The 14336-nt window shown below is 58.7% G+C and carries 14 protein-coding genes; 8 read left to right on the top strand and 6 right to left on the bottom strand.

Annotated elements, in window-relative coordinates:
* The first annotated feature begins 362 nt into the window (after nucleotides 1–362).
* Nucleotides 363–929, top strand: a complete 567-nt coding sequence (locus tag QLG03_RS04455; RefSeq protein ID WP_023289387.1) for a DJ-1/PfpI family protein — start codon at nucleotides 363–365, stop codon at nucleotides 927–929.
* Nucleotides 930–1071: 142 nt separating this feature from the next.
* On the opposite strand, the gene QLG03_RS04450 is transcribed toward QLG03_RS04455, so the two are convergent.
* A complete protein-coding gene (locus QLG03_RS04450) occupies nucleotides 1072–1833 on the bottom strand; it encodes an SDR family oxidoreductase (RefSeq protein ID WP_023289386.1) in 762 nt (253 codons plus the stop codon).
* A 108-nt stretch (nucleotides 1834–1941) separates the two neighbouring features.
* Between QLG03_RS04450 and QLG03_RS04445 the strand changes: the two genes are divergently transcribed.
* Entirely contained in the window at nucleotides 1942–2856 is a 915-nt protein-coding gene (locus QLG03_RS04445) for a LysR family transcriptional regulator (RefSeq protein ID WP_032452581.1), read from the top strand.
* Between the two features lie 302 nt (nucleotides 2857–3158).
* Nucleotides 3159–3347, top strand: coding sequence for a hypothetical protein (locus tag QLG03_RS04440; RefSeq protein WP_023289384.1), 189 nt, complete (start codon nucleotides 3159–3161; stop codon nucleotides 3345–3347).
* Nucleotides 3348–3392: 45 nt separating this feature from the next.
* Here QLG03_RS04440 and QLG03_RS04435 read toward each other — a convergent pair whose 3' ends face one another.
* Genes QLG03_RS04435 through opgC form a run of 5 tightly spaced genes read right to left on the bottom strand, consistent with a single transcriptional unit; the run spans nucleotide 3393 to nucleotide 7558 of the window.
* Nucleotides 3393–3860 (bottom strand): ATP-binding protein, encoded by a 468-nt coding sequence (locus QLG03_RS04435; RefSeq protein ID WP_117136826.1) that lies wholly within the window; start codon nucleotides 3858–3860, stop codon nucleotides 3393–3395.
* 19 nt (nucleotides 3861–3879) lie between these two features.
* The gene (locus QLG03_RS04430) at nucleotides 3880–4218 is read right to left on the bottom strand and encodes an STAS domain-containing protein (RefSeq protein WP_023289382.1); all 339 of its coding nucleotides are present in this window, start codon (nucleotides 4216–4218) and stop codon (nucleotides 3880–3882) included.
* On the bottom strand, nucleotides 4208–5422 hold the full coding sequence (locus QLG03_RS04425) for a SpoIIE family protein phosphatase (protein ID WP_023289381.1): 1215 nt from the start codon (nucleotides 5420–5422) through the stop codon (nucleotides 4208–4210). Before QLG03_RS04425 ends, QLG03_RS04430 begins: the two co-directional genes overlap by 11 nt.
* An 8-nt stretch (nucleotides 5423–5430) precedes the next feature.
* Nucleotides 5431–6330 carry a hypothetical protein gene (locus QLG03_RS04420; protein WP_023289380.1) on the bottom strand — a complete coding sequence of 300 codons (900 nt, stop codon included), beginning with the start codon at nucleotides 6328–6330 and terminating at the stop codon, nucleotides 5431–5433.
* A gap of 10 nt (nucleotides 6331–6340) precedes the next feature.
* Nucleotides 6341–7558, bottom strand: a complete 1218-nt coding sequence (gene opgC, locus QLG03_RS04415; protein ID WP_023289379.1) for an OpgC domain-containing protein — start codon at nucleotides 7556–7558, stop codon at nucleotides 6341–6343.
* 276 nt (nucleotides 7559–7834) lie between these two features.
* Between opgC and QLG03_RS04410 the strand changes: the two genes are divergently transcribed.
* From QLG03_RS04410 to QLG03_RS04390, 5 genes are read left to right on the top strand one after another with little or no spacing between them, the layout of a single operon-like run.
* The gene (locus QLG03_RS04410; RefSeq protein WP_282473601.1) at nucleotides 7835–9652 is read left to right on the top strand and encodes a glycosyltransferase; all 1818 of its coding nucleotides are present in this window, start codon (nucleotides 7835–7837) and stop codon (nucleotides 9650–9652) included.
* Nucleotides 9649–10980: a DUF3131 domain-containing protein gene (locus QLG03_RS04405; RefSeq protein WP_255987359.1), complete on the top strand. Its 1332-nt coding sequence runs from the start codon at nucleotides 9649–9651 to the stop codon at nucleotides 10978–10980. The genes QLG03_RS04410 and QLG03_RS04405 overlap by 4 nt, the downstream gene beginning before the upstream one ends.
* Nucleotides 10977–12524: a DUF3131 domain-containing protein gene (locus QLG03_RS04400; RefSeq protein WP_233672870.1), complete on the top strand. Its 1548-nt coding sequence runs from the start codon at nucleotides 10977–10979 to the stop codon at nucleotides 12522–12524. Before QLG03_RS04405 ends, QLG03_RS04400 begins: the two co-directional genes overlap by 4 nt.
* Nucleotides 12509–13903 carry a DUF3131 domain-containing protein gene (locus tag QLG03_RS04395; RefSeq protein ID WP_255987356.1) on the top strand — a complete coding sequence of 465 codons (1395 nt, stop codon included), beginning with the start codon at nucleotides 12509–12511 and terminating at the stop codon, nucleotides 13901–13903. The genes QLG03_RS04400 and QLG03_RS04395 overlap by 16 nt, the downstream gene beginning before the upstream one ends.
* Nucleotides 13900–14334: a hypothetical protein gene (locus tag QLG03_RS04390; RefSeq protein WP_023289374.1), complete on the top strand. Its 435-nt coding sequence runs from the start codon at nucleotides 13900–13902 to the stop codon at nucleotides 14332–14334. The genes QLG03_RS04395 and QLG03_RS04390 overlap by 4 nt, the downstream gene beginning before the upstream one ends.
* Nucleotides 14335–14336: the final 2 nt, after the last annotated feature.

The raw sequence follows: 14336 nt of genomic DNA, 5'->3' as shown, positions 1-14336 counted from the left end.
ATAACAGCACCTGGAATTAAATCATCCCCTCGCAACGCAATTTATCGTCACCCGCGCGGCAAAACATTCAAGAGCAACCTTTTTCCCAGCAACTGGTTTGCACTAACCGGTCAGCGAACGTGACGAGGAATGACCGCGGACCCAGCGATATGTTCCTCCGCAGACAGTCGTCAGTGGCTGAAGAGCCTATTTTTCTGGGCGACTGACCACAGCGCGATGGCGAAAAAAGTTGTCGTTACCAAAAAAATATGAACCCGGTTACAAGATGCGCACGCCACCGTCTTCGGCATCCTGAGGAGGTCGCATTCTGCGGATCGCCAGGCTATATCTATGACACCTTTCTCCCACAACGAGTAAAAATAATGAGCAAGAAGATCCTGATGCTGGTCGGCGATTACGCCGAAGATTACGAAACGATGGTCCCTTTTCAGGCACTGCAGATGATTGGCCACCAGGTCGATGCCGTCTGCCCGGATAAAGCCGCCGGCGACTATGTGATGACGGCGATCCATGATTTTGACGGAGCCCAGACCTACAGCGAAAAGCCGGGGCACCGCTTCACTCTGAACGCCGATTTTGCCGCGGTGAAGGCTGAGGATTACGACGCGCTACTGATCCCCGGCGGCCGCGCGCCAGAGTATCTGCGTCTGAACGAACAGGTCATTAAACTGGTCCAGGCGTTCGACGCCGCGCGTAAACCTATCGCCGCCGTCTGCCACGGGCCACAGCTGCTGGCCGCCGCCGGGATTCTGCAGGGGCGGACCTGCAGCGCCTATCCGGCCTGCGCCCCGGAGGTGCGCCTGAGCGGCGGGCATTATGCCGATATCGGTATCGATCAGGCGCATGTTGACGGCAATCTGGTCACCGCCCCCGCCTGGCCGGCGCACCCGCAGTGGCTGGCGAAATTCGCCGCCCTGCTGGCGGAGTAACGCATTTTCTCTGACTAAGTGAACGACTATCGCCGCGCTGACGCTCTCTTTGTTACCGGCCCGGCGGTTTTCGAACGGCCGTTTCCGCTGCCGCCAAACCTGATTCAGCTCAGCGAAACGCTGGCCGGATTGTCTCCTCGCCTCAGATGCGCATTCCCCCGGAAACTTCAATGCGCTGGGCATTAACCCAGCGATGATCATCGGATAACAGCGAGGCGATCATCGGCCCGATATCCTCTGGCACCCCCGGTCGGCCAAGCGCCGTCATGTTCGCCACCGCCTGAGCGACCTGCGGGTTATCCCGCACCACCCCGCCGCTGAAATCCGTGGCGATGGCGCCCGGCGCCACGCAGTTCACCGTGATCCCGCGGCCGCCCAGCTCAAACGCCATATAACGGGTCAGGGTTTCCACCGCAGACTTCATGACTGCATAGGGCGCCCGATTCGCCATCACGATACGGGTCAGTCCGGACGAGATATTCACAATTCGCCCGCCATCGGCCAGCAGCGGCAATAATTTTTGGCTGAGGAAAAAAACACCCTTCACATGGATGCGATAAAGCGCATCGAACTCCGCTTCGGTAGCGTTCAGAAACCCCATGCCGCTGGCATTGCCGGCATTATTGACCAGGTAATGAAACCGATCGGCCCCCAGCTCCGCCAGGGCCGCCTGAAAGGTGCTGACAAACCCGTCAAAGGTGTCGGTTTCGCCGGCGCTGAAGGGCAGCGCGATCGCCCGCGAGCCCTGGGCTTCAACCCACGCGACCACATCGGTCGCCTCGGCGAAATGCGCGTTGTAGGTCAATACCACATTCACGCCGCGCTGAGCCAGCGCTTCAACGGTCGCGCGGCCCAGGCCACGGCTGCCGCCTGTCACCAGGGCGATTTTTGCGCTATTGTTCATGTTTTCCCCTTTTATCTCTGCTGAAAACATGAGCGATTATAGGCCTCTGAATGCCGACGATAAGACCGCATGGTGCGACAGGATTGTTTTGCCAGCTGGAACAATGTCATGGATAAACTGGATACCCTGACCCTGTTCGTGCGTATCGTCGAACGGGGTTCGTTCAGCGCTGCCGCCGCGGATCTGGGTTTTTCCCGGCCGGTGGCGACCGCAGCCATTAAGGCGCTGGAGGCCAGCCTTGGGGCGCGCCTGCTGCAGCGCACCACCCGGCACGTGCAGCCGACGGCGGAGGGGTCGCTGTATTATCAGCGCTGCGTCTCCATCCTGGCGGCCCTGGAGGAGGCCAACCGCAGCGCCGGAGGGAGCATCTCCGGCACCCTTCGGGTGGACGTGGCGGGCAATCTGGCGCGAACCCTGCTGCTTCCCGCGCTACCGCAGTTTCTCGCCCGCTATCCGGCCATTACCTTGCAGATTGGCGAAAGCGAGCGCGACGTCGATCTGGTCCGCGAAGGGGTAGATTGCGTCATTCGCGGCGGCCATCTTCCCGATAGCGAGATGATTTGCCGGCCGCTCGCCATGCTGCAGGAGATCACCTGCGCCAGCCCGGCCTACCTCGCCCGGTACGGTACCCCGCATACGATTGACGAGCTGGCGGGACACGTGACGATCGGTTTTGTTTCATCGCGCACGCACCGTACCTTGCCGCTCAGTTTTACCCTGGATGGCCGCCAGACCGAGGTCAGTTTGCCCTGTCGGCTGCTGACTTCCGATGCCGACGTCGGCGCCGAAGCGGCCAGGCTGGGCTTTGGCCTGTATCAGGCACCCTTGTCCCGCCTTGAGGCCGATCTGGCATCCGGTGGGTTAACGGAGGTGCTGGCTGATTTTCGCCCTGCGCCGCTGCCGCTCTCCCTGCTCTATCCCAGCAGCCGGCAACTCTCTGCCCGGGTACAGGTATTTATCGACTGGGTGACGGCGCTGATGAAGGCGCCCCTGGCGCAGCAGGCATCCGGAAGGCTAAAATAACGTTTGCTATTATTTGCGGCTCGTGCGTTAATCATTAAGTCGATTTACCAGACGAAAAATTATTATCGAAGCACGTGTTCTCATCTCCAGGCGTTATCCCTGATACCACCTTCCTTTGAGCAGTCCCGTTAGTATTTTGCTTTTTCTGTAAACAGGCCCTGTCAGATCCCTGTTGGCTCGTTAAAAAAGCCCTCCGTCTGACCCAATACCCGGCTTACCACTAACAAAAATCAGCCGCGTTAATTTCCCTGAAAACGACCATTGTCTTTTCAACAGAACATTACCCATACAAGGTTTACATTATGATTGAACATATCCATTTTAGATGCCCATGCTGCCATGGCTCCCAGTACAGAACGTCCCAGTTTGACGTGACGGAAAAAAATCCCTTTGGTGCGAAATGCATTTTCTGCAAATCGGCCATGATGACCTTAGATACTATTCGCCCTTATCACCTGGGCGCGCTGTCCACCGCTCAGGCACAGCCATAAGACGATGAAGCGGGTGAACGCGGGCGGGAAAATCCCCCCGGTGATTCACCTGGGGGCAACCTCTGGTCCTTCACCTGACGCACCGTCGGTGGAATGGCGAAGGCCGGCATCCGGCAACGCTTTTATCAGGGTCGTCACATTCTCCCCGGCGCGGCTTTCCACATTAAAATAGTCCACCGCGCGCAGAATGAGCCGCAAACCTCGGCCGCTTTCCGCTAACGGATCGACATCGAAGCGCTCATCGCTACGCGCCAGCGTCAGGCGCTCGGCCGGAAAGCCCTCTCCTGCATCAATAAAGCGCAGCGTCACCCGGTCCTCCGCCGCGATAAATTCGACACGAAAAACGCGTTGCCGATCCTCATGCAGCGCATAGCGAATGATATTGGTGGCCGTCTCACAGGCGGCAAGATCGAGCGCGAAGCGCCACTCCTCCCCGACGGGCAGCGGCGCCAATTGTTGAGTCAGCCACGCCGCCAGCGGTGAAAGCGAGCTGAGTTGGGCAGGAAACAGCATGACGTTATTCACGGGCGCATCACGGATTGAACTGCGCAAGGGCTGAAGTGCGATCCTCGCAAATACGAAAAATACGATCCATCCTGGTCAGGGTAAACATATTGCGGATGCCGGGGTTCAGCGCGCACAGTGTCATTTCTCCTTTACCATTCATCATTTTCATCAGCGAAACCAGCGTTCCCAAACCGCTGCTGTCGATAAAATCGATTTTACTGAAATCAACAATCAGATCGGTGCGATCTTCGCCTATCTCCTGGGCGATTGCCGCTTTAAAGGCTACCGCGACGGACGCATCCAGCCGACGCACCGCCGGCGTCAGGATCGTCACCGAGGCCTGCCGTTCGGTTTCAATTTTCATCACTGTCCCCTGTACGTTCAATAATCAAGAGTGAAACATCATCGGCCATCGCCTGAGTCTCCTGCCCGTCGCCACTGCGCCAGCGGATCAGGTGCCGGGCAAACCCCGGCAGCAGCGCGGGCAGCGGCTGCGTCACGCTGTCCTGCAGCCACGCTTGTAAACGCGCCTCGCCAAACTGTTCACCGCTCCGGTTTTCACATTCGGTGATGCCGTCGCTGAACAGGCACAGCCGCTCTCCCGGCGCCAGTGAGAAACTGACATCTGCCCACGAGAGATGGTCTATCAACCCCACCGGCGCCCCGCCGCTGCCGACCGGACGGACGGCTGCGTCCGGGCTCACGATAAAAGGCGTGGGATGCCCGGCCTGACAGAGTTTGCCCGCGCCGGTCTTCAGGTCGATGACGCCATAGATCAGGGTGAAATAGCTGACAATCTCTGTTTCGTCACTGCAAAAACGACCATTAAGGATCGCCACCACTTCGGCAGGCGACGCCGGCTGGTTGTCTGCCGTAAAAAGAAAGCGCTCAACGGCCCTGCCATGCAGAAACTGGCGGGCGACGGCGAGCGACATCATCGCCGCCCCCACGCCGTGTCCGGAGACATCCACGCAGTAAAATCCGAGCCGATCGCCCAACGGGAAGACGTTAAAAATATCCCCCGACACCCAGGCCGAGGGCAGGAAAATCCAGTCGGAGAAAAATCCCTGATGACGCAGCTGATGAGTCGGGAGAACCGACTGCTGAATGCGCGCCGCCAGCTCCAGATCCTGTTCAATCTGTCGCAGCGCTTCGCTCAGCCGCGCATTGCGCGCGGCGAGGTCAGCCTCAAGGGAGAGGATCCGCGACCCGGCGTGCAGCCGCGCCCGCAGTTCGCTCTGCTCCACCGGTTTGCTGAGAAAATCATCGGCCCCGGCCTCAAACCCCTGCGTTAAATCGCCAGGGTCTTCGCGGGCGGTAAGCAATATCAGATAAACGTAGTGACCAAACTGGCGACGGCGAACTTCCCGGCACAGCGTCAGGCCATTCATCTCTGGCATCTCCCAGTCGCTTATCACCAGGCTGACGGGCTGGTTTTCGAGGATCGCCAGCGCGGCGACGCCGTTTTCCGCCTCACTGACGATATAGCCCCACTGCGTCAACATCCGGCTTAGCAGCCGACGATAAACCAGCGAATCTTCAACAATCAGGACGTGCTGTGCCGACATCGCGCCTCCTAAATCGGCAAGAACCAGATAAGGCTGATCGTGCCTTCACGAAACTTGCCGCTGCCGCTGTCGTGCCCCGGATAGCGGGTACCGGCATAGTTGGCATACTGCACAGAGAACGATCCTGGCGTATAGCCCGCGTAGCCGAAACTGTAACTGTAGTCGCCATTCCACGGCTGCTGCTGGCTACTGTCCGGATACCAGAACGCGGTAGCGCGCACAAAAAAATGCTGCTTAAAGGTATATCCGCAGCCGCCGAGCAGCACATTTTTGTTTTTGCGGATGTCATCGCTCTCCAGATCGTAATAGCGCGGCACCCAGCTGTAGCCTACCTGGCAGATAATGGCATCGCCTTTGTTAATCAATAGCGCATGCTCCATGGGCTTCGGCAGCGAAAATTTATACGCCAGGGTAATCGCCCCCTGCTCAAAATAGGTGTGACGCTTGCTGCCCGAGGTCCAGAAGTGGTTATCGCCATAGTTACTGTAAACCAGGCTGACGGTGTTGGCATGCCAGTCGTCGTAGCCAAAACTATAGCGAAAATCGGCGGTATAGCGGCTGGTATCGGTCACCGGTAAACGGGATGTCACGTTGGCGAACCAGAAGCTGTAAGGCGAGTATTGCAGGCTGAGGTTCAGCGTCTGATTATATTTTTTCTTCTGTTCTGCGCTGTCTGAGCTGTTGGGGACGGTCATCCACTGCTCTTTTAAACCCGAACTAAAGCTCAGCGCTCCGGAAAACACCTTGTCATTCCCGGAAAAAAGCCGTCCCCAGCGGCTGGTAAACACCCCGGCCTGCACCGGTTCACCACTTTTATCACGCAGCGGTTGTGCGTCGTTCTTCTCTGCTCCTTCGGCACCTGCGATGGCGCACCATAGCGCACAGGCCAGCATATATTTCTCCCGCATTTGCCCTTCCTTAGTTAGGTATCCAGCGTGCGGCGACGCGGTATTTGGCCATCAACCACAGTACGCCCAGCGCGGCGGCATGGATCAAGGTGTTCACTATCCACGCCTGGCGCCACAGATCGAAGGTGACCAGTTGGCTTACGGCGAGCACGATGTAAACATGCAAAATAAAGGTGTAGAGCGAACGCTGCCCGAGCGGGATCAGGAACCAGCCTGCCAGCCAGTTCAGGGGGCGCCAGCACCAGGTCAACAGCAGATAAATAGTGACCATCAGACTGATATCATTAAGGATCCGTACCGGCCCGAGGCCGTTTTTCGCCGCCCAGGTATGGTAAAAGGCGTTAAATTCCGCCGGTGGGATCACGTGCATCAGCAGCGCGGGCGGCATAAAAGGATTGGTATGATTCTGGGCGACAAACGCAAGGATAAGCGCGATGCACACCAGCGCCGCGACGGCGACTTTGCCGGGCGGCGTGCGGGCGAAAGAGATCAGTTCCGCTTTGTACCAGCCGCAGCACATTCCCAGCACAAAGATAAATTGCCAGGCCATCAGGGGAAAGGCGAATTCAAATTCGCAGGGCGTCACCCGTACCGGCCAGCGTTGCCAGCAGCCGTAGATCAGCAGCGAGACGCCCAGTAATGGGTAGACGTGACCCTTTTGCAGCATGCCGAGAAACAGCGGGCTGAGCAATAACAAAAAAATATAGAGACCGAGGATCTGCGTCTGATGCGGGCCAATCTGCAGATAAAGGATAATGTTAAACCACGTCTCTTTTATTTGTGGGGTTAGCGGATAAAGCGACCAACTGGTCCCGGAAAAGCGGTCGGTAAAATGAGTGACTTCATAGACATTAATATGAGGTAAATATCTCAGCAAAAGAAAAGAGACAATAATAATAATATTAACCTGATATATTTTCCAGGCGCGAAGATAAAGCCCCCAGCTCACCGTCAGTAATACTGCCTTTTGTAATCTGACACGATTTAGCATCCCTAACATGAAGCCGGACAGGATCACAAAGCCCTCGGCACCGGTGGTCAAACCAAATCGTTCCCAGCTGAAAATATTAAATATCGACATCACTTCCGTATGCGCCACCACCATCATCACGAGAGCAATACCGCGCATAAAGTCGATACGCAGGTCGCGATCCCCGGTCAGAGAGTAACGCCAGGCCGTTGATTTATCAGTTTCTTTTTGCGAAATCGCTGAAACAACCTGGCTCATGAGGGATCCCGTCGTCTACCCTGCAACATTTATTACAAATTATTTAGATAGTGTAGAATGCGCTATCTTGCAATGCTCATTTTATAAATTCCGCCTGCGTACATCACACTATGTTAAGTCATCCCGGTGACTATCATTTCGCGCTGTTGAAATTTTTACGCCACCATCTACACTCACTTTACTGTTATTTATAAGCCCCTGTGCGTTCTGCAGAACGCCGCCAATCAATAACAGACCAGTCATTCAAACTCAGCGCGGAATCAGGATATCCTTGCTATGGATTTTTATTTTTCCCGTTTTGAACATCGTCGACCGCCTGAGCCGCTCAGCACCCCGCGCTGGGTGAGGATGATCTGGCAGGTATTAGCCGTGGCCGCCCTGGTTCTCGGCGCCAATTATATTTACTGGCGCTGGACCGCGTCTTTAAATACCGACGCCCTATGGTATGCCGTTCCGCTGGCGCTGGCGGAAACCCTGGCGTGGATTGGCACAGTCCTGTTCACCATTAATTTATGGCAGGAAAAAGATCCTCCGCCAGGCGTCCCCCCGACGGAGATTAACGACTGTCTGCGAGCGGATGAAGCGGTGGAGTCGAGGCCGATTAAAGTCGATCTGTTTATCGCCACCTACTCCGAAGACGTGGAGCTGGTCAGGCTGTCGATCCGTGACGCTATGCGGATGACCTATCCCGGTCCGCTCGACTATAAGGTGCATGTTCTTGACGACGGGCGTCGCCCGGAGATGAAGGCGGTCTGCGAGCAGGAGGGGGCGAACTATATCACCCGTCAGAGCAATATCGGCTATAAGGCCGGTAACTTGTGCAACGGGCTGGAACATACCGATGGCGACTTTCTGATCATCTGTGATGCCGATACCCGCGTTTTCCCGACCCTGCTGAGCAATACGCTCGGCTATTTTCGCGATCCGGACGTCGCCTGGGTGCAGACCCCGCAATGGTTTTTCGATCTCCCGGAGGGGGAGGATCTGGCGCGCTGGCTCCGGCGTAAAGCGGGCGGCGCAGGCTACGGCGTGGGCTGGCTGGCGCAGAAAATCGTCGGTCCGGTGACCATTGGTCGCGATCCGTTTTTCAACGATCCGCGCATGTTTTACGACGTGATTTTACGGCGCCGCAACTGGGCTAATGCCGCATTCTGCTGTGGCGCCGCCTCCGTTCACCGGCGGGAAGCGGTGATGCAGGCCGCGCTGCGCAGCTACGTCTGGAGCGTTGACGCCGAGATCGCGCGTCATACGCGGGATATTCGCGACCCGGCAACGCGGGAAGCGCTGCAGGAGGCCATGCGCCCCCACGTGGCCTTCGATACTGAACTGACGCCCTATAAGTTCCACGTCTCGGAAGATATTTATACCTCCATCCTGCTGCACGGCGACGCTGCCCGCCGCTGGCGCTCGGTAATGCACCCGCGGATCGAGTCGAAAATGCTCTCGCCGCAGGATATGCTGACGTGGATGATCCAGCGCTTTAAGTACGCCGCCGGTTCGCTGGATATCCTGTTCCATGACAACATTTTCAGCCGCCGCCGCTTTAAACTCTCGCTGCCGCAAACGCTGATGTACGCGACCACCTTCTGGTCCTATCTGGCCTGCGTATGGAATACCGTGTTCCTGATTTCACCCATTATTTATCTCTTCACCGGCATTCCCCCGGTGTCGGCGTGGTCTACCCCTTTCTATCTGCACTTTTTACCCTTTTTTATCGTCTCCGAACTGGCCTTTATGTTCGGCACCTGGGGTATTTCGGCCTGGGACGGCCGGGCCTCTTACCTCTCCTTTTTCTCGATGAATCTGCGGGCGCTAAACACCGTTTTGCGCGGGGAACAGATCAAATTTCACGTCACGCCAAAAGAGCGACAGACGGGCCGTTTTCTCTATCTCGTCAAGCCGCAAATTGCCATCGTTATACTCACCCTGACGGGGCTGCTATGGGGCGGCATCCAGGTGGCGCGCGGGCAGGTTGACGACCCCTCCGGGTACGTCATCAACATTTTCTGGGGCGCGGTGAATATTGCCGCCATGCTGCCGCTGATCTTCGCCGCCATATGGACGCCCCCCGAAGAGCAGGAGGCAAGTCGATGAGGATCCGCGATGCCCTGCTCCCCGCCCGCAGCTACCTCACCATCCTCATTGGCTTCCTGCTGGGTTTTGCGATTGTCGTGTGGGTGGAAAAACAGATGCCCGCGCGCGTCGAGAGCAGCGGTGGGATGACGTTGAGCCAGGATTTTCCGCCGCTCCCTGCCCCGCGCGAGTTGACCTTTGACGAGGCGATCTGGGCGCGAGTGGCCTGGCAGTATTATGTGAATAATACTCAGCCAAACGGTCTGGCCAACGCACACGATGGCGAACCCTGGCTTAGCCTGTGGAGCGTCGGCAGCTATCTTTTCGCCGTGGTCGCCGCAGAGCAGCTGCATATTGTGACCGCCGCCGAAGGTGATGAGCGCATTGCCGCCGCCCTGTTTACGCTCGGTCAACTGCCCCTCAACGCCCAGGAATTGCCCGCCGCTCAGTACCATGCCGACACGCTGCAGATCCTCGGCAGCCCGGACTCCTCCGCCATCGGTATGGGACGCCTGCTCACCGCCCTGCAAACGCTGCTCTGGCGCTATCCTCAGCACGCCGCCGCGGTGCGGGATCTGTTTAATCAGTGGCGGGTCGGCGCGCTCATCAGCAACAGCCCCGCCAGCCAGGCCGCGGCGCCGCTGCACCACTGGGCGCTGGCGGCGGATGAACCGCGGGACAGCTTTGGCTACCGGCTGTACGCCAGCCATACGCTGCGGCTGATCGACAGCGCCGCGGGGCTGGCGGTGACCAACCCGCCGCAGGGGCAGCAGATGATCGATATCGACGGCATCATGGTGCCCGACGAGGGGCTGCGCACGCCCTGGGGTCGGCAGCCTTCGCTGATCAGCCTGCCGTACCTGCTCACCGGGCTTGAGCTGGGCTTTGACGCGCAGAGCGCGGAGATCGCCTGGCGCATCATGCAAATCCAGCAGCGCCGTCATAGCCTGAGGGTCAGCAAGCCGCCGGTCAGCACCGACTACGCCGAGCCCGCGCCGGATTATGCCAGCGCGCTGGCGGACCGGCAGCCGCAGAGCGCCTTCGTCCCGCGCAGCGCCGCCCCGGAGCAATCGGCGATCACCTCCACCCGCACCGCCTTTGCCTGGTACGCCCTGTTCCGTAATAGCTGGAGCGAAGCGCTGCGCCAGCAGGTCCAGACGCTGCAGGTCCCGGGCAGGGGCTGGCAGCGCGGGTTAAATCTCAACCGCAGCGTCAACGACGTTATTGACGGCGATACCAACGCGATCGTGCTGGAAAGCCTGGCCTACATTTCCCGGGGGCAGATGCTGTGTCTGGCCTGCCTGAGCCCTGCCCCTCTCCCCTCGTCCTCAGCAGGAGCAACGCCATGAAGCTGATCTATTTATCCCGTTTTCCCCTGCTGGCCGGACTCATGGCGCTGTGGCTCTCGCTCTCCGGCGCGCAGGCCGCGACCGGTCTGCCGGCTACGGAATACGCCCCGCGCAGCGGGGAGCTGACGTCGAGGGAGATGACTATCGCCAGAAACGCCTGGCAATATTTCGTCGCCAACTTTCAGCCCACCACCGGGCTGGTCAATGCGGTGAACAAATACCCCTCCACCACCATGTGGGACAGCGCCTCCTATCTGGCCGCGATGACCGCGGCCCGTGAGCTGGGGATTATTGATAAGGCGGAGTTCGACCGTCGGATGCTGAAGTTTCTCGCCACGCTGAATAAGCTCGATTTATTCCGTAACGAATTGCCCAACAAAGCCTATAACACCGTGAGTGGACAGAAGGTGAACTACCAGAACAAGCCGGGCGAAATCGGCTATTCGGCGCTGGATATCGGCAGAATGCTGATCTGGCTGAAGGTGATCAAGGAGCGCTATCCGGAATACAGCAACGGCATCGATAACGTGGTGCTGGGGTGGGATTTCAGCCATGTGGTCGATCCCTGCGGCACGCTGTACGGGGCGTATCTGGAAAACGGCCAGCCAAAATACGTTCAGGAAGGCCGCCTGGGCTACGAGGAGTACGGCGCGGCGGGCTTTCAACTGTGGGGATTTAACACCTGTCAGGCCAGCCGGCCGCAGCCCTACGAGCTGGCGGAGATTTACTGCGTGCTGGTCCCCTATGATTCGCGCGACCCGCGGCAAACCAGCCAGCATAACTATGTGGTCAGTGAATCTTACGTGCTGTATGGCATGGAGTTTGGCTTTGATAATCCTGCTGACCGGAACAACAGCCCGCGCGAGTACTCCCATCCATGGATGAAAAACTTTGCCGACCGGGTCTATCAGGCCCAGGAGAATCGCTACGCCATCACCGGGATCCTCACCGCCCGCTCCGAGCATCAGCTCGATAAATCCCCGTACTTTGTCTATGACACGGTGTTCAGCGATGGTTTTAACTGGAACACCATAACCGACAAAGGCCAGTTCGTACCGAACAGCGCCGCCGTGTCGCTCAAAGCGGCGATGGGGATGTGGGTGCTGTGGAACTCGCCCTATACCGATCGTCTGCTGGACGCCATTGAAAACGCGAACGAAGCGGGTAAAGGCTATTACGAGGGGCTGTATGAGAATGGCGACGGGCCAATCAATGAATTTACCGCCAACAATAACGGCATCATGCTGGAAGCGCTGCTGTTTAAAAAAGAGGGCAAACTGCTGCAGTTTTCCAGCGACAATCCGAAAAACCGCAATTTCGCCCCGTCGCTGTGGGACAAGAAGCTGGTGGATCTCTTTGAACCGAATAACGGCCCGCGCAATCGCCCGTTCCTGAGCAACACCCCGGCCGTCAAAACATGGTGCGAGCAGACCGGGACCACGCAGCGCACCCAACCCGCCTGCCAGGCCTGCCAGTGCGCCGCCTGCAAGGCTGACGAGCCCGTTAAACTTCCGCCGGTGACCGCGCAATGCTTAAAACCCTAGCCCGCTGTCTGGCCGTCGCCGTCGTCCTGCTGCTTATCGCCCTGGCGCTGTTTGGTCGCGAAGGCACGGGGTGGCGCTGGCTGACTAAAGGCGGCTGGCACACCACCGCCCGTATCAGCAGCCTGACGCCGCAGGAGCGGACGTGGGCGCAGATCGCCTGGAGGTACGTCGAGAACAATACCCAGCCGCATACCGGCCTGGTCAACGGCAGCGACAAACAGCCCCGCGCGACGCTATGGCAGATGGGCGACACCCTTATCGCCCTGCTCGCCGCCAGAGAGCTGGGGCTGGTAAAGGAAGCGGAATTCGACGCCCGCCTGACGCCCCTGCTCGGCACCCTCAATCGACTGACGCTGACCGACGGCGGTTCGCCGGGCAGGCTATACTCCACTCAGACGGCGACCCCTGTCGACTTCAGCGGCAAACCGGCGGGCAGCGGCTGGTCAGCGAAAGATATGGCGCGACTGATGCTCGCCCTGCGGCTCACCGCCGAACGCGCGCCGCAGTATGGCGAGTACATTGATAAAATTATCCTGCGCTGGAACTTCTGTCCGGTGATCGATAAAGACGGTGAGCTGTGGTCCGCCTCACTGCAGAACGGGCAGCGGACGATCCGCGAGGAGCTCCGGCTGGGAGACAGTGAATACGCCGCCAGCGCGTTCCGCCTGTGGGGATTTCCGGCCGGTAAGGCTCTCTCTCCCCCGGCGCGCCATGTGATTATTTATCAGCGCCGCCTCGCCGTTGACGACCGCGACCCGCGAACCACCTGGCAGCCCGTGGTGCTCTCCACTTTGCCCGCCATGCTGCCGGGACTGGAGTTCGGCTGGCAGCCGCCTGGCGTGTCGGAAGAGGTACAAAAAGCCATGCGCGCCCGGGCGGAAGGGATATGGCTCAGCCAGAAAACGCGCTGGACGCAGGATAAGGTGCTCACCGCCCGGGCCGATTTTTCGCTTACCCAGGCGCCCTGGCACGTGGAAGACACCGTCTGGGGAAATGGCTACGCCTGGAATACGCTCGGGGACGACGGGAAATACTACCCCCGGCTGGCGCAGGTGACCACCAAAGCGGTCTTTGTCCTGTGGACGCTGTGGGAAACCGAGTATACCGATGCGCTGATGGCGGTCACTACCCATCTTAACGACCCGCAGCGCGGCTGGTTTGAAGGTCGGGTCGAGGCCACCGGCGACGTCAACGCCACCCTCACCCTCTCCACCAACGCCATGGTGCTGGAGGCGCTGTTTTACAAACACAACGCCGGGCCGTTGTTCAAAAACGGCCTCGCGGATGACAACAGCTATTTTTCCCGCCGCGCGACGGACGAATTTAACCCGCCCCGCCGCTGCCTGCCGGGCGAACGGGTCATGAGGAGCGCACCATGAAGTTTTATCGCGATCTCTTTGAAGCCAGCCTGAATCGCGTCGTACCGGAGCACGACAAACAGCGCTTCTTCGAGGCCTTCTACACTACTTTTATCCATATGTCTGCTGAAACCGAGCAGCACTTCTCACAACGCTCCGGCGAAGAGGGCCAGCAGATGATCTTTAAAAGCTTTTTCGCCATGCTGGCGGTCAACGGCGACCTCTTTGTACCCGATTTCCTGGAACGGCTGGCGCGGGCGCAGAGCGAGGAAGGCCTGCGTCTGCCGCCGCGTTTTTTTGCCCTCTGGCGGGAAGCGATGCTCAAAACCGTCCGCGCCAGCGATCCGCTGTGCGATGAGGAGATCCTCACCGCATGGGCAATGGCCATCGCCCCTGGGCTTGAGTATCTGCGCCGCCAGGCGGAGCTCCACTATCAAACCGCTGGCCAGTAATC

This window comes from Klebsiella sp. V115_8 (assembly GCF_029967715.1).
GTDB lineage: Bacteria > Pseudomonadota > Gammaproteobacteria > Enterobacterales > Enterobacteriaceae > Klebsiella > Klebsiella quasipneumoniae.
This window is presented reverse-complemented; position numbering and strand designations above follow the sequence as displayed.

Bases quoted from the DNA above. Each gene is read 5' to 3' on its own strand.
- QLG03_RS04405 (WP_255987359.1), top strand. From the start codon at position 9,649: ATGAGGATCCGCGATGCCCTGCTCCCCGCCCGCAGCTACCTCACCATC.
- QLG03_RS04420 (WP_023289380.1), bottom strand. From the start codon at position 6,330: ATGCGGGAGAAATATATGCTGGCCTGTGCGCTATGGTGCGCCATCGCA.
- QLG03_RS04435 (WP_117136826.1), bottom strand. From the start codon at position 3,860: ATGCTGTTTCCTGCCCAACTCAGCTCGCTTTCACCGCTGGCGGCGTGG.
- QLG03_RS04455 (WP_023289387.1), top strand. From the start codon at position 363: ATGAGCAAGAAGATCCTGATGCTGGTCGGCGATTACGCCGAAGATTAC.
- QLG03_RS04400 (WP_233672870.1), top strand. From the start codon at position 10,977: ATGAAGCTGATCTATTTATCCCGTTTTCCCCTGCTGGCCGGACTCATG.
- QLG03_RS04445 (WP_032452581.1), top strand. From the start codon at position 1,942: ATGGATAAACTGGATACCCTGACCCTGTTCGTGCGTATCGTCGAACGG.
- QLG03_RS04425 (WP_023289381.1), bottom strand. From the start codon at position 5,422: ATGTCGGCACAGCACGTCCTGATTGTTGAAGATTCGCTGGTTTATCGT.
- QLG03_RS04450 (WP_023289386.1), bottom strand. From the start codon at position 1,833: ATGAACAATAGCGCAAAAATCGCCCTGGTGACAGGCGGCAGCCGTGGC.
- QLG03_RS04440 (WP_023289384.1), top strand. From the start codon at position 3,159: ATGATTGAACATATCCATTTTAGATGCCCATGCTGCCATGGCTCCCAG.
- opgC (WP_023289379.1), bottom strand. From the start codon at position 7,558: ATGAGCCAGGTTGTTTCAGCGATTTCGCAAAAAGAAACTGATAAATCA.
- QLG03_RS04410 (WP_282473601.1), top strand. From the start codon at position 7,835: ATGGATTTTTATTTTTCCCGTTTTGAACATCGTCGACCGCCTGAGCCG.
- QLG03_RS04395 (WP_255987356.1), top strand. From the start codon at position 12,509: ATGCTTAAAACCCTAGCCCGCTGTCTGGCCGTCGCCGTCGTCCTGCTG.
- QLG03_RS04430 (WP_023289382.1), bottom strand. From the start codon at position 4,218: ATGAAAATTGAAACCGAACGGCAGGCCTCGGTGACGATCCTGACGCCG.
- QLG03_RS04390 (WP_023289374.1), top strand. From the start codon at position 13,900: ATGAAGTTTTATCGCGATCTCTTTGAAGCCAGCCTGAATCGCGTCGTA.